Here is a 12995-nt window from a genome sequence, read left to right on the forward strand (position 1 = left end):
CTTTTAAAATAGCTTTGATTATAGCTAAACTTGAATAACGCTTTCTAACACAGCCTTATTTTAGGGGAAACTAAAGAGCGTTTGAGCGTTATGCGTGCTTAAAGAAGCGAGCTCTTCAGTCTCTATGTTGATGATTTCGGCAATTTTTTGAGCGATTAAAGGGATATAAGTAGGGCTATTCCTAGTACCTCTAAAAGGGTGTGGGGTCAAATAGGGCGAATCCGTTTCTAAAAGAAGCCTGTTTTTAGGGATTTTAGGGAGGATCTCTACCAGTCTTTTAGCGTTTTTAAAAGTGCTAACCCCTCCTATCCCATAGTAAAAACGATCGCTTAATTCCAAAAGCATGCCATCAGCGTTAAAGCAGTGCAACACCCCAAAAGCTTTAGGATAGCTTTTTAAAAGATTCAAACTATCAAAACTCGCCTCTCTGATGTGGATGATCAAGGGCTTGTTGTGTTGGATAGAAAATTCAATCTGTTTGGTAAAAACTTCTTTTTGTTTGCTTTTATAATTTTCTCTTTCATTCAATTCAGGCAAGCGGTAGTAATCCAGTCCGCATTCGCCTATCGCCACGCATTTTTGATGCCCAATAAACTTTTCAAACAGGCTTTCATCAAAGCTTTCCACATCATAAGGGTGAGCACCTATGGCAAAAAACACGCCTTCAAATTTTTCGCTAATCTCTATTGCTCTGTTCAAATCCTTCATGTCCGCGCCCGGAATCACGCATTGAGTAACGCCTTTTTCTAGGCTTTCTTTTAACACTTCTTCTAAATCGTTTTCATAATCCCTGTGATCCAAATGGCAATGCGTATCAATAAACATGCTTTTATCCTGTGGTTTTATTTAGTATGTTACAATACTTAAGAATTCTAACATAAGGAAAATAATCATTAACGATGTTCAGCGGTCTAATCCATCAAATAGCTAAAGTAAAAAGTTTCCACAACAATATTTTAAGCGTAGAGAGCGATCTCAATCCCAAGCTTGGCGACAGCATTGCGATTAATGGGGCGTGTTTGACCGCCATAGAAAGTTCAAAAACGCATTTTAGCGTGGAATTGAGCCAAAAAACCCAAAACAGCGTAGCGTTAGAAAATTACAAGGATTTAGTCCATATTGAGCCAGCCCTAAAAGCGAACGCTAGTTTAGACGGGCATTTTGTGCAAGGGCATATTGACGCTATCGGGGTCATTGAAAAAATCATTCACAACTCTAATCAAGTGGATTTTTTCATCAGCGCTTCTAAAGAAACGCTTTTGTTGTGCGTTGAGCAAGGCTCTATTGCGATTGATGGGGTGAGTTTGACTTTAAGCAAGGTAGAAGAAAAGGGGTTTTGGCTAACGATTATCCCTTACACTTTAGAGAATACCCTTTTTAAGACTTATAAACTCAAACGGCGCGTGAATATTGAAACGGACATGTTGGTTCGCAGCGTTGCGTCTATTTTGAAAAAAACAAAAGGGTTTGAAAAAAATTTCTCTTGGAATGACGCCGATGCTTTGACTTTAGGGTATTAGATGAATAAAACCATAAAAGCCGCCGCTCTGGCCTATAACATGGGGCAAGATCATGCCCCAAAGGTGATCGCAAGCGGGGTGGGTGAAGTGGCTAAAAGGATCATTCAAAAAGCTAGGGAATACGATATAGCGCTCTTTTCTAACCCCATGCTAGTGGATTCGCTTTTAAAGGTGGAATTAGATTGTGCGATACCTGAAGAATTGTATGAAAGCGTGGTGCAAGTGTTTTTATGGCTCAATAGCGTGGAAAATAACGCACAAATGTCCAAGTGATCGGGATGTAAAGTTAAAACGATGGTAGTGGAATTAAAAAACATTGAAAAGATTTATGAAAACGGATTCCATGCTCTAAAAGGCGTGAATTTGGAATTGAAAAAAGGCGACATTTTAGGCGTGATAGGCTATTCAGGGGCGGGGAAATCCACGCTCATTCGCCTAATCAATTGTTTAGAGCGCCCCAGTTCTGGCGAAGTTTTAGTCAATGGGGTCAATCTGTTAAACTTAAAGCCTAAAGAATTGCAAAAAGCGCGCCAGAAAATAGGCATGATTTTCCAGCATTTCAATTTATTGAGCGCTAAAGATGTGTTTGAAAATGTCGCTTTCGCTTTAGAAATCGCCCGATGGGAAAAAACTAAGATCCAATCCAGGGTGCATGAATTGTTGGAATTAGTGGGGTTAGAAGATAAAATGCATTTTTATCCTAAACAGCTAAGCGGTGGGCAAAAGCAACGAGTGGCGATCGCTAGGAGTTTAGCGAATTGCCCTGATTTGTTGCTTTGCGATGAAGCCACATCTGCTTTGGATTCTAAAACCACGCATTCTATTTTAACGCTTTTGAGCGGCATTCAAAAAAAGCTTGATTTGAGTATCGTTTTCATCACGCATGAAATTGAAGTGGTTAAAGAATTGTGCAATCAAATGTGCGTGATCAGTAGCGGCGAAATTGTGGAAAGAGGCTCAGTGGAAGAAATTTTTGCTAACCCTAAACATGCCGTTACTAAAGAATTGCTTGGCATCAAAAACGAGCATGGGGATCAAAAATCGCAAGACGTTTATCGCATTGTGTTTTTAGGGGAGCATTTAGACGAGCCGATCATTTCTAATTTGATCAGGCGTTTTAAAATAGACGTGAGCATCATTTCAGGCAATATTGAAGAGCTTACGACCAAAGATATAGGGTATTTAGTGGTGCGGTTTTTAGGCAATGTTGCAGAGATTCAAAGGGCTTTAGAGTATTTAAACGCTTTAGGCTTACAGGTTGAAAAATTAAAGGATTAAAATGATTTCTCAAATGCTCATTCAAGCCACGCTAGAAACGCTTTATATGGTGTTTGTGGCGAGCTTTTTAGCGGTTGTTTTTGGCTTGCCTTTGGGGGTTTTATTGTTAGTGAGTAAAAAAGGGCATTTGTTAAACAAACCCCTTTTGCATAAGATTTTAGACACTTCTATCAACATGACTCGCTCTTTCCCTTTTATCATTTTGATTATTTTGCTCCTGCCTTTATCGCGCTTTTTGATTGGCACGAGCATTGGCTCTAGCGCGAGCATTATCCCGCTAGCCATTTCAGCCATTCCTTTTGTCGCAAAGCTTTTTGAAAATTCTTTAATGGAAGTAGAGCATGGCAAGATTGAAACCACTTTAAGTTTGGGAGCGTCTCATTTGGAAGTCATTAAAATGATGCTTTTAGAGAGCCTGCCCTCTTTAGTGAACAATATCACCATCACCTTAATTTCTTTAATAGGCTATTCGGCTATGGCAGGAGCGTTAGGGGCTGGGGGCTTGGGGGATTTAGCCATTAGGATTGGCTATCAAAGTTATAGGGGCGATGTGCTTTTTTATGCGGTGGTTGTGATTATTGTTTTAGTGCAAATCATTCAAAGCGCGGGGGATTATGTGGTGAAACGCCTAAGAAAGCATAAGTATTAGGGATTTGGCTCTCATCAAATACGAATATTCAAAGCCAACTTTAATACTCTTTTTAAAGGGGATTTTTACGCTTTGTTTATGGCGAAACTCAATTCTCTAAGAACGCTTTAAAAGGTTATCATTCAAACTGAATTAGAGCTTTTTACGATGAATATTCCATTAAATTCTCATGCCACAATGGGCTTTATTTTGCACCATTGATAAATTTATCCATCTGTTTTTCTAAGTCTATGATTTGCGTTATCGCTCCTTCTAAAATTTCAAAATTTTTAGCGTTTTTTGGGGTAATGCATGCAAGCTTGTTGGAAGTTTTTTCTAACGATTGGATGCCTTTAAGCAAGGTTTTTAAAACTTCTACGCTTTTAAAATCCTTCTCAAAATAATCATCAAATTGCTGTTTTGTTTGAGACAAATTCTCTAAAAAAGCGCTTTGAAGGCGTATTTGGGTGCGATCATGACCGGTTTTAACACAGGTTTTATAGGTTTCATCGATCATAATAAAAGCGTCTTTGGCTTTCAAAAAAGCCTTTGAAAGCTCAACGATGATTTCATAATGTTCGCCTTGAGCTCTTAAAAACCCTAAAAAAAGCAAAATGAGTAATAACTTTTTTAACACTTTATCCCTTTACCATTGATAAGAAAAGCTCACCCCATAGCGGCTACTGCCCTTAAAATCGCTAGAGATTTCAGGATAGAGCATCCATTGTTTGGGTTTGTAGCGTGAAGTGAATAAATAAGCAAACCCCCATGCGATAAGGCTGCCGATTGTAACTTGCAAGATTGTGTGTTGTTCTGCCACCACTCTACTGGCATCAGTGAGGATTGCAAGAGCGATCACAGGAAGAGCCGGTTTCCACCCATAGCGGTAATACACAAACCCAGCCGCGCTAAACACCCCCCCAGCATGCCCGCTTGGCATGCCTCTCCAAGAATTACAGCACGGGCGTTTAGCAAATCCCACTCTAGCCCCATCTTTATGGGCGGTGCTAAAAGCTCCTTTAAGGCCATAAATCACTCCTTGAGTAACCAATGTGCCGACCGCTAATTCCCCTAAACCTCTATAATCGCGCATCGCCAAACTGACCGTGCCTACAAAAATAGGCAAAAACCTAAGCACATCGCCAATCTCTTCTAAAATGTATGCCCCCTCATTGATCGGCTCACTCCTTAAAGGATAGACCCATAAGAGTAGGCTCAAAAAAAGACCTTTGAGTTTTTTCATTAAAACGCTCGCTTTTCTAAAGCATAAACCTGCCTGTTCAAATAAGCATAGCCTATTAAATAGCATGCGATAAAGACTAGGCTAATGATAATGAGCGTATAAGCGTTTGAGCGAAACAAGACGCTTATTAAAATAAAAGGCAGGTTGCACAGAATAAGGATAAACGCGCATAAAGGGTTGGGGTAATTTAAAGAGCGTTGTTGCAAGAATTGGAATAAAAGGGTGTGCAAATGCAAATTATCCGGCATGGTGGCTTTCTGGCGTTTTATTTTGCGCCTAAGGATACTAAAAAGCACCTCTACAACCGGATAAAGCATTAAATTGAGCCCAAAAAACACGCTGATTTTTTGCTCTAAACTCAAATTTAAAAGGGAAATCCCGCACACCAAGCCCAAAAAATACGCCCCCCCATCGCCTAAAAAAATCTTTCCTAAAGGGAAATTTAACACCATAAACCCAAGCACCATGTAAGCCAATAAGCAAGACAAACTGCTAGGGTCTATGTAATGAATGACTAAAAGCGCAATCGCACAAATCCCTGACGCAAGCCCATTAAACCCATCAATAATATTGATAGCGTTGCTGATGCCCACTAGCATAAAAACAGCGAATAAAAAAGCGATAAAATAAGGCAAGCTAAAAAGGGGCGAAAAATCGCTCACCACTAAAGGCGTTGATGAAATGATGCAAACGACCCCTACAGCTTGTAAAATAAGGCGTATTTTGGGGCTGAGTGAAAGGTTAATGTCTTCTAAAAAACCGCTCAAAAACACTAGCGATAGCCCCAAAAAAACAAAAGGCCCTTTAAAAGGCATTTCAAAAGGTTCAAAATAACAAGCCAACGCAAAAGAAAGAAAGATCCCAAGCCCTCCGGCTCGTGGGGTTCTTGCATGATGAAAGCCCTGTATTTTATTAGCGTTATCCACAAAGAGCGTGGATTTTTTAGACCACAAAACAATCAAAGAGCAAACGAAGAGACTGGTTAGAAAATATAGCACCCACAACACTTTTTATTGGATTTAATTGGCATTTTGTTTTGGGTATTATAGCAAAAGATAGCGTGATGATAAAATCTTATAGGTATAAGAGGTGGGTTTTATGTTACAATTTCAAAAATCATTATTATAAAATAAAGGATAGTCATGCGTTTTGGATTGAATATTGATCACATTGTTACTTTAAGAGAGATAAGAAAAACTTATGAGCCTGAGATTTTAGAAGCCCTATTCATCGCTAAAAACACCCATAAAGTGGATTTAATCACCATCCATTTGAGAGAAGACAAACGGCACATTCAAAATGAAGATGTTTTGAGGCTGCTTGAAATAAGCCCTTTGCCTATCAATATTGAATGCTCTATTAATGCTGGAATCACTGATTTTTTATGCTCTTTGAAAAATAAGCCGAGTAAGGTTACAATCGTGCCTGAAAACAGGAATGAAGTTACGACAGAGGGGGGGTTGGATTGCTCATTAAAGGGTTTAGGAGAGGTTATTAGAGCGTATCACAATAAAGGCGTTGAAGTGTCTTTGTTTATTGATCCTTTAAAAGACGCCTTGCATTTTGCAAGGGAGCATCAAGTCAAGCAAGTGGAGTTCCACACTGGGGTATATGCGAATTTGCACAACGCTCTATATTCTAACGCTAACAACCAAATCCATGCCATTAGCACGCTCAAAGACAAAAGCCCTAAAGAACTGAAAGAAGAATTGCACAACGCCTTTTTGCAATTAAGAAAAATGAGTAAAGAAGCGTTTTTTATGGGTATCACGGCGTGCGCGGGGCATGGGTTGAATTATTCTAATGTGAAAGAATTGTTAAAAATCCCCTCTTTAAGAGAGCTTAATATCGGTCATAGCGTGATTTCAAAAGCGGTTTTAGTGGGCTTAGAAAAAGCGATTTTAGAAATGGCGCAACTCATCAAGCGATAAAATGGCTAAAAAGAAAATTGCGATCAGTTGTGGGGACATTCAAGGCGTAGGCTTAGAATTGATTTTAAAAAGCCACAAGGAAGTGAGCGCAATTTGTGAGCCGTTGTATCTCATTGATAGCGAACTTTTAGAGCGGGCCAATCAATTGCTTAATAACGCTTATGAAACTAAAACGCTTAACACGCTTGCTATCAATGCCCCCTTACCCTTATTAAATTCTGGCACGATAGGCAAAGTCAGCGCTCAAAGTGGGGCGTATAGTTTTGAGAGTTTTAAAAAGGCTTGCGAGTTAGCGGATGATAAAGAAGTGGATGGCATTTGCACTTTACCTATCAACAAACTCGCATGGCAACAAGCTCAAATCCCTTTTGTGGGGCATACCGATTTTTTAAAACAACGCTATAAAGATCACCAAATCATCATGATGCTTGGGTGTTTTAAGCTCTTTGTGGGGCTATTTAGCGACCATGTGCCTTTAGGGGCGGTTTCTCAACTCATTCAAGTGGGAGCGTTAGTCCGGTTTTTGTTAGCGTTTCAAAAAAGCACTCAAGCTAAAATCGTTCAAGTGTGTGGTTTTAACCCCCATGCGGGCGAAGAGGGTTTGTTCGGGAAAGAAGATGAAAAGATTTTAAAAGCCATTCAAAAGAGCAACCAAACGTTAGGCTTTGAATGCTTTTTAGGGCCTTTGCCCGCTGATAGCGCTTTTGCCCCCAATAAGCGCAAAATAACCCCCTTTTATGTGAGCATGAGCCATGATGTGGGGCTAGCCCCTTTAAAAGCGCTCTATTTTGATGAAAGCATTAATGTGAGTTTGAACGCCCCCATTTTGCGCGCTTCCACTGACCACGGCACAGCGTTTGACATCGCTTATCAAAACAAAGCGAACAACAAAAGCTATGTGAATGCGATCAAATATTTGGCTTAAAGATTTTAAAATCCAAGCCAACAAAGTATAATTCAAGCAAAAACACCACCCAAAGATAAAACATGATTTTAAGCATTGAAAGTTCTTGCGATGACAGCTCTTTAGCCCTTACAAGAATAAAGGACGCCAAGCTCATCGCTCATTTTAAAATCTCTCAAGAAAAGCACCACAGCTCTTATGGGGGCGTTGTGCCTGAGCTTGCATCGCGCTTGCATGCTGAGAATTTGCCGCTCTTATTAGAACGCATTAAAATAAGCTTGAATAAGGATTTTTCCAAAATTAAAGCCATCGCTATTACTAATCAGCCAGGTTTGAGCGTTACTTTGATAGAAGGTTTGATGATGGCAAAAGCCTTGAGTTTGTCTTTGAATTTGCCCTTGATTTTAGAAGATCATCTGAGAGGGCATGTGTATTCGCTCTTTATCAATGAAAAACAAACCTGCATGCCTTTAAGCGTGCTCTTAGTCTCTGGGGGGCATTCTTTAATTTTAGAGGCTAGAGATTATGAAGACATTAAAATCGTTGCCACGAGTTTAGACGATAGCTTTGGGGAGAGTTTTGATAAGGTTTCTAAAATGCTTGATTTAGGCTATCCAGGAGGCCCCATAGTGGAAAAATTAGCCCTTGATTATAGGCATCCAAATGAGCCTTTAATGTTCCCTGTCCCTTTAAAAAACAGCCCGAATCTGGCTTTTAGCTTTTCAGGTTTAAAAAATGCGGTGCGTTTGGAGGTTGAAAAAAACGCCCCCAATTTGAATGAAGCGATCAAACAAAAGATTGGCTATCATTTCCAAAGCGCGGCTATTGAGCATTTAATCCAGCAAACCAAACGCTATTTTAAAATCAAACGCCCTAAAATTTTTGGTATTGTGGGGGGGGCGAGCCAAAATCTAGCCTTAAGAAAGGCGTTTGAATATTTGTGCGATGAGTTTGATTGCGAGCTTGTTTTAGCCCCTTTAGAATTTTGCAGCGACAATGCCGCCATGATAGGGCGATCAAGCCTAGAGGCTTATCAAAAAAAGCGCTTTGTCCCTTTAGAAAAAGCCGATATTTCGCCAAGAACGCTGTTAAAGAGTTTTTGAGTGAATGGATACAAAAAGAAAGTGCATAATCAAACGCCCTAAAATTCATCAATAGCGTCAAGTATCGGTTATTTTGAGGCAAGAGCTTAAAAAAGAGGGTGTTAAAAAAGAGCGTTTTAGTCAAATTTAATCTTATTTTGGTTACAATTTTAGGTTATTAAGTTTTAGTTTAAAGGGAAAAAATGCTTCGTTCTCTCTATAGTGCCACTTCAGGGATGCTCGCCCAACAAACGCACATTGACACCACTTCAAACAATATCGCCAATGTCAATACCACTGGGTTTAAAAAATCTCGCGCGGATTTTAACGATTTGTTTTACCAAGCGATGCAATACGCCGGCACTAACACAAGCAACACGACTTTATCGCCAGATGGCATGGAAGTGGGCTTAGGCGTGCGCCCTAGCGCGATCACTAAAATGTTTTCGCAAGGCAGCCCTAAAGAAACGGAAAATAATTTAGATGTCGCCATTACGGGCAAAGGCTTTTTTCAAGTCCAATTGCCTGATGGCACCACCGCTTATACAAGAAGCGGGAATTTTAAGCTAGACGAGCAGGGCAATCTTGTAACAAGCGAGGGCTATCTTCTCATCCCTCAAATCACTTTACCTGAAGACACCACGCAAGTAAATATCGGTGTGGATGGCACGGTGAGCGTGACTCAAGGCTTGCAAACGACTTCTAATGTGATCGGGCAAATCACTTTGGCTAATTTTGTCAACCCGGCGGGGCTTCATTCTATGGGGGATAATTTGTTTTCCATCACCAACGCTAGCGGCGATGCGATTGTGGGCAACCCGGATTCTCAAGGCTTAGGCAAGTTAAGGCAAGGCTTTTTGGAGCTTAGCAATGTGAGATTGGTAGAAGAAATGACGGATCTAATCACCGCTCAAAGGGCCTATGAAGCCAATTCTAAAAGCATTCAAACCGCTGACGCCATGCTCCAAACCGTCAATTCTCTCAAACGCTAATTGGAGCGGTGTCGTTATTCTTTAATTCTTGTGGCTAGGGTTTTTAAGTTTTTCAACGCCGCTTTTTGGGTTATTGTTTGGTTGGTGTTTTCCTTTTATGAAAAAAACAGCCAAAACAGCTAGACCGATAAGAATGATAGAGATGATAGCCAGATACCACATTTTCTCAGTTTTATCCGCTTCTTGTTGCGCTTGTTCTGCTTTTAATTTTGTTTCTTGTTATGCTTTCAATTTTTTGCGTAAGGTGGCAACTAAAACGCATGCAGGCACGGTTACCCTATAAGCCGGCCCAGCAAGATTGACGCTCACTAACGCGCCTGTAATGACCCAACCAATAGTGCCAGCTAAAATGCCTAGAGTTTTTTTAAGCGCTACTTTACCCACCACAGACGATAAACCATGCCCTAGAGTTTGTCTTACCATTGCATCTGCAACAGATACAGCCAACGCATAAGAATGAGAGCCGCCCGCTTTAAACAGCGTTAAAACAGATGCGATTAGAGCTTGTTTGTTTTCGCTAATCATTTTATCAATATTTGTCATGCCCAATTCATCGCAAAGTTCTTTAATCTCTCTCCCGCTCATTTTTTCTAAACTATCTTTCAAAAGTTTAGAAAGCATGTTTTGCTCAATCAAAGAGGTTGGAGATTCTTCATGGTAATTAACCTTTAAATGATCGCACGCATCGCACAAAATCTCTTTGTATAAGACCCCTTCGTTTCTAAAAAATTAATAAAAGTATTGCCCCCATAACACTGCAGTTCTTCAGCGATTCTTCTGGGGTATTTGGCGTAATCTCTACCATACCTTTTGTATTCTGTTGAATTTGTCAATTCTTCATTCATTCTTAGTGTGCTATCTTCATCATAAACAAGCGCATCAAACAAATCTTTCAAATCATTAGAGCTTAATCGCTTTAAAAATGCCAAGTCGCTATCGTATCTGTATGCCATGCAATCCCTTTAATTTTATTTCTACCACTCACTCAAATCCCACCAAACCCCTTTTTTAGTGATTAGTGATTAGTGATTAGTGATTAGTGATTACAGCATCATTTTTTAAAATCATGTCTAACGCCCTAAAAGGCTTAAACACACCCGCTAACTGCGCATGAATATTGTGCTACAAATGCTAATGGGTTTTATTGATTTACAACCAAAGAATAATAATTAAAATATTTTGATATGCTTTATCATTTTGGATAAGATAAATCTGATTTGAAAGCAAGAAACCATATGATTTCTTTGGGTAGGGCTAACTTGCTAACTTAATGAAACGCTATTTTGATTTTTGGCACAAGAAACCCCCTCCTTTAACCCTCTAACCCTTACTTTTTATTGTTTTTATGTTCGTGGTTAGCGTTGCATTGATTAGCTTGGTTTTGGCTATTTTTTTTGACAACTTTCGTTGTTTTGATTTTTAGCATCACCTTTTTGGTTGTGGTTTTGATTGTTGCAACTGTTACTCATTTTGTCTCCCTTTAAATTAAAATGAAACCTAGATGCACTTTCGCATCTAGGTTTCCATTATATGCCTTTTTTAAAAAAAGCTTAAACGGATTCTATTTGCAATGACTTCTTATCTTCATTGGCTTGCTGTGTTTTTAGGCGTAAAGTGGCAACCAAAATGCATGCCGGTATGGTTACCCTATAAGCCGGCCCTGCAATATCAATCGCTGTCCATACGCCTGTAATGATCCAGCCAACAGGGCCTGTTAAAAAGCTCAGAGTTCTTGTAAGCACTTGATTGCCCGCAAGCGATAAACCACGCCCTAGAATGGTTTTTGCAACCGCATTCGCAACAATGACAGCTAATTGATAAGATTTAAAGCCTCCCATTTTAAACAGCGTTAAAGTCGCCGCACTTAAGGCTTGTCTGTTTAAATTGTCCGTGTTTTTTATGGACAATTCATCGCACATTTCTTTCACTTCTTCATCATCCATTTCTTCCAAACTTCTTTCTAAGATTTTAGAAAGCATGTTTTGTTCAATCAAAGTCGTTTCAGTTTTCTTGTTGTAATTGACCTTTAATTTATCGCACACATCGCATAGGATCTCTTTGTATAAGACCCCTTCGCCCTTAATGAAGCTCGCAAAACTATTGCTCCCATAGTATTGCAATTCTTCAGCGATCCTTTCTGCGTATTTAGCGTAATCATCGCCATGCCTTTTGTATTCTAGGGAGCTTGTGAGTTTTTCATTGTGTCTTTTTTCGCCGTCTTTACCAAAAACAAGCACCTCAAACAAATCCAATAAATCACTAGATTCCAATTGCTTTAAAAATTCCAAATCTCTATCGTATTTGTATGCCATATTATTCCTTTATATTGTTTTATCACTTATTAAAAACAAACGACTTTTCGCACTCCATCGCTATTTTTCTAAAGTGATTACTGATTTTAATATCATTTGTCTAAAACTATACTTAATATTCTAAAAAGGCTTAAACTCAAAAGCCCAACGCTCTTAAGATTGCTTTAAAGCATCAATTTTCTCAAACGCTAAAAATAAAACCCAGACATTTTATAGCGTCTAAGTTTATGTTGTGTTTTTTAAAAAAGGTTTAAAAAGAGTTAAAGAAGATTTTTAATTTCGTTTGCTTGCGCTTTTAGGCGTAAAGTGGCAACCAAAATGCATGCCGGTATGGTTACCCTATAAGCCGGCCCTGCAATATCAATCGCTGTCCATACGCCTGTAATGATCCAGCCAACAGGGCCTGTTAAAAAGCTCAGAGTTCTTGTAAGCACTTGATTGCCCGCAAGCGATAAACCACGCCCTAGAATGGTTTTTGCAACCGCATTCGCAACAATGACAGCTAATTGATAAGATTTAAAGCCTCCCATTTTAAACAGCGTTAAAGTCGCCGCACTTAAGGCTTGTCTGTTTAAATTGTCCGTGTTTTTTATGGACAATTCATCGCACATTTCTTTCACTTCTTCATCATCCATTTCTTCCAAACTTCTTTCTAAGATTTTAGAAAGCATGTTTTCTTCAATCAAAGTTGTGTCAGATTTTTTGTTGTAATTGACTTTTAATTTATTGCACACTTCACACAAAATTTCTCTGTATAAAACCCCTGTACCTCTCAACGCGCTCGCAAAGCTATTAGCCCCATAACGCTGTAACTCTTCAGCGATTCTTTCTGCATATTTAGCGTAATCATTGCCATGTCTTTTATATTCTTCTGAAAGCGTTAATCCTTCAGTAAATCTTTTTTCGCCATCTTCATCATAGACAAGCGCATCAAACAAATCTTTCAAATCATTAGAGCTTAATCGCTTTAAAAATTCCAAGTCGCTATCGTATCTGTATGCCATGCAATCCCTTTAATTTTATTCCTACCACCGCTCAAATCCCACCAACCCCCTCTTTTAGTGATTAGTGATTAGTGATTACAGCATCATTTTTTAAATTTAGG

General features: G+C 39.3%; 16 protein-coding genes. 8 read left to right on the forward strand and 8 right to left on the reverse strand.

Annotation, left to right across the window (positions count from 1 at the left end):
* Positions 1-60: 60 nt before the first annotated feature.
* Positions 61-825, reverse strand: coding sequence for a TatD family hydrolase (locus tag HG567_RS07640; RefSeq protein WP_202139711.1), 765 nt, complete (start codon positions 823-825; stop codon positions 61-63).
* 74 nt (positions 826-899) lie between these two features.
* Here HG567_RS07640 and ribE point away from each other — a divergent pair, with 74 nt between their 5' ends.
* Genes ribE through metI form a run of 4 tightly spaced genes read left to right on the forward strand, consistent with a single transcriptional unit; the run spans position 900 to position 3447 of the window.
* On the forward strand, positions 900-1520 hold the full coding sequence (ribE, locus tag HG567_RS07645; RefSeq protein ID WP_202139712.1) for a riboflavin synthase: 621 nt from the start codon (positions 900-902) through the stop codon (positions 1518-1520).
* Positions 1521-1793 (forward strand): FlhB-like flagellar biosynthesis protein, encoded by a 273-nt coding sequence (locus HG567_RS07650; RefSeq protein WP_001044062.1) that lies wholly within the window; start codon positions 1521-1523, stop codon positions 1791-1793.
* A 21-nt stretch (positions 1794-1814) separates the two neighbouring features.
* A complete protein-coding gene (locus HG567_RS07655; RefSeq protein WP_202139713.1) occupies positions 1815-2798 on the forward strand; it encodes a methionine ABC transporter ATP-binding protein in 984 nt (327 codons plus the stop codon).
* Between the two features lies 1 nt (position 2799).
* The gene (gene metI / locus HG567_RS07660) at positions 2800-3447 is read left to right on the forward strand and encodes a methionine ABC transporter permease (protein ID WP_000625450.1); all 648 of its coding nucleotides are present in this window, start codon (positions 2800-2802) and stop codon (positions 3445-3447) included.
* Positions 3448-3631: 184 nt separating this feature from the next.
* On the opposite strand, the gene HG567_RS07665 is transcribed toward metI, so the two are convergent.
* Genes HG567_RS07665 through wecA form a run of 3 tightly spaced genes read right to left on the reverse strand, consistent with a single transcriptional unit; the run spans position 3632 to position 5676 of the window.
* Positions 3632-4063 carry a hypothetical protein gene (locus tag HG567_RS07665; RefSeq protein WP_096399007.1) on the reverse strand — a complete coding sequence of 144 codons (432 nt, stop codon included), beginning with the start codon at positions 4061-4063 and terminating at the stop codon, positions 3632-3634.
* A 9-nt stretch (positions 4064-4072) separates the two neighbouring features.
* Positions 4073-4669, reverse strand: coding sequence for a lipid A 4'-phosphatase (lpxF, locus tag HG567_RS07670; protein WP_202163816.1), 597 nt, complete (start codon positions 4667-4669; stop codon positions 4073-4075).
* Positions 4669-5676 carry an undecaprenylphosphate N-acetylglucosaminyl transferase WecA gene (gene wecA / locus HG567_RS07675; protein ID WP_202163817.1) on the reverse strand — a complete coding sequence of 336 codons (1008 nt, stop codon included), beginning with the start codon at positions 5674-5676 and terminating at the stop codon, positions 4669-4671. Before wecA ends, lpxF begins: the two co-directional genes overlap by 1 nt.
* A gap of 135 nt (positions 5677-5811) precedes the next feature.
* Here wecA and pdxJ point away from each other — a divergent pair, with 135 nt between their 5' ends.
* From pdxJ to flgG, 4 genes are all read left to right on the forward strand, one after another.
* Complete coding sequence (gene pdxJ / locus HG567_RS07680) at positions 5812-6600, forward strand: pyridoxine 5'-phosphate synthase (RefSeq protein ID WP_202163818.1); 789 nt, start codon at positions 5812-5814, stop codon at positions 6598-6600.
* A 1-nt stretch (position 6601) separates the two neighbouring features.
* On the forward strand, positions 6602-7525 hold the full coding sequence (pdxA, locus tag HG567_RS07685) for a 4-hydroxythreonine-4-phosphate dehydrogenase (protein ID WP_202163819.1): 924 nt from the start codon (positions 6602-6604) through the stop codon (positions 7523-7525).
* A gap of 62 nt (positions 7526-7587) precedes the next feature.
* On the forward strand, positions 7588-8607 hold the full coding sequence (gene tsaD, locus HG567_RS07690; RefSeq protein ID WP_202163820.1) for a tRNA (adenosine(37)-N6)-threonylcarbamoyltransferase complex transferase subunit TsaD: 1020 nt from the start codon (positions 7588-7590) through the stop codon (positions 8605-8607).
* A 182-nt stretch (positions 8608-8789) separates the two neighbouring features.
* Positions 8790-9578: a flagellar basal-body rod protein FlgG gene (gene flgG / locus HG567_RS07695; RefSeq protein WP_000946437.1), complete on the forward strand. Its 789-nt coding sequence runs from the start codon at positions 8790-8792 to the stop codon at positions 9576-9578.
* A 219-nt stretch (positions 9579-9797) separates the two neighbouring features.
* Here the strand turns inward: flgG and HG567_RS07990 are convergent, their stop codons facing one another.
* The 4 genes from HG567_RS07990 to HG567_RS07715 form a co-directional block, all read right to left on the reverse strand.
* Positions 9798-10271: a YaaW family protein gene (locus tag HG567_RS07990; protein ID WP_310790491.1), complete on the reverse strand. Its 474-nt coding sequence runs from the start codon at positions 10269-10271 to the stop codon at positions 9798-9800.
* The gene (locus HG567_RS07995; RefSeq protein ID WP_202163821.1) at positions 10247-10531 is read right to left on the reverse strand and encodes a DUF3944 domain-containing protein; all 285 of its coding nucleotides are present in this window, start codon (positions 10529-10531) and stop codon (positions 10247-10249) included. The genes HG567_RS07990 and HG567_RS07995 overlap by 25 nt, the downstream gene beginning before the upstream one ends.
* Positions 10532-11128: 597 nt before the next feature.
* On the reverse strand, positions 11129-11890 hold the full coding sequence (locus HG567_RS07710) for a YaaW family protein (RefSeq protein ID WP_202163822.1): 762 nt from the start codon (positions 11888-11890) through the stop codon (positions 11129-11131).
* A 260-nt stretch (positions 11891-12150) separates the two neighbouring features.
* Positions 12151-12894, reverse strand: coding sequence for a YaaW family protein (locus HG567_RS07715; protein WP_202163823.1), 744 nt, complete (start codon positions 12892-12894; stop codon positions 12151-12153).
* Positions 12895-12995: the final 101 nt, after the last annotated feature.

Source organism: Helicobacter pylori (genome assembly GCF_016755635.1).
Taxonomy (GTDB): domain Bacteria; phylum Campylobacterota; class Campylobacteria; order Campylobacterales; family Helicobacteraceae; genus Helicobacter; species Helicobacter pylori_CQ.

What these genes read in the sequence shown, in the direction of transcription:
- metI (WP_000625450.1), top strand. Translation starts at nt 2,800, where the DNA reads ATGATTTCTCAAATGCTCATTCAAGCCACGCTAGAAACGCTTTATATG.
- HG567_RS07710 (WP_202163822.1), bottom strand. Translation starts at nt 11,890, where the DNA reads ATGGCATACAAATACGATAGAGATTTGGAATTTTTAAAGCAATTGGAA.
- HG567_RS07715 (WP_202163823.1), bottom strand. Translation starts at nt 12,894, where the DNA reads ATGGCATACAGATACGATAGCGACTTGGAATTTTTAAAGCGATTAAGC.
- flgG (WP_000946437.1), top strand. Translation starts at nt 8,790, where the DNA reads ATGCTTCGTTCTCTCTATAGTGCCACTTCAGGGATGCTCGCCCAACAA.
- HG567_RS07640 (WP_202139711.1), bottom strand. Translation starts at nt 825, where the DNA reads ATGTTTATTGATACGCATTGCCATTTGGATCACAGGGATTATGAAAAC.
- tsaD (WP_202163820.1), top strand. Translation starts at nt 7,588, where the DNA reads ATGATTTTAAGCATTGAAAGTTCTTGCGATGACAGCTCTTTAGCCCTT.
- HG567_RS07995 (WP_202163821.1), bottom strand. Translation starts at nt 10,531, where the DNA reads ATGGCATACAGATACGATAGCGACTTGGCATTTTTAAAGCGATTAAGC.
- pdxA (WP_202163819.1), top strand. Translation starts at nt 6,602, where the DNA reads ATGGCTAAAAAGAAAATTGCGATCAGTTGTGGGGACATTCAAGGCGTA.
- pdxJ (WP_202163818.1), top strand. Translation starts at nt 5,812, where the DNA reads ATGCGTTTTGGATTGAATATTGATCACATTGTTACTTTAAGAGAGATA.
- HG567_RS07650 (WP_001044062.1), top strand. Translation starts at nt 1,521, where the DNA reads ATGAATAAAACCATAAAAGCCGCCGCTCTGGCCTATAACATGGGGCAA.
- ribE (WP_202139712.1), top strand. Translation starts at nt 900, where the DNA reads ATGTTCAGCGGTCTAATCCATCAAATAGCTAAAGTAAAAAGTTTCCAC.
- HG567_RS07655 (WP_202139713.1), top strand. Translation starts at nt 1,815, where the DNA reads ATGGTAGTGGAATTAAAAAACATTGAAAAGATTTATGAAAACGGATTC.
- lpxF (WP_202163816.1), bottom strand. Translation starts at nt 4,669, where the DNA reads ATGAAAAAACTCAAAGGTCTTTTTTTGAGCCTACTCTTATGGGTCTAT.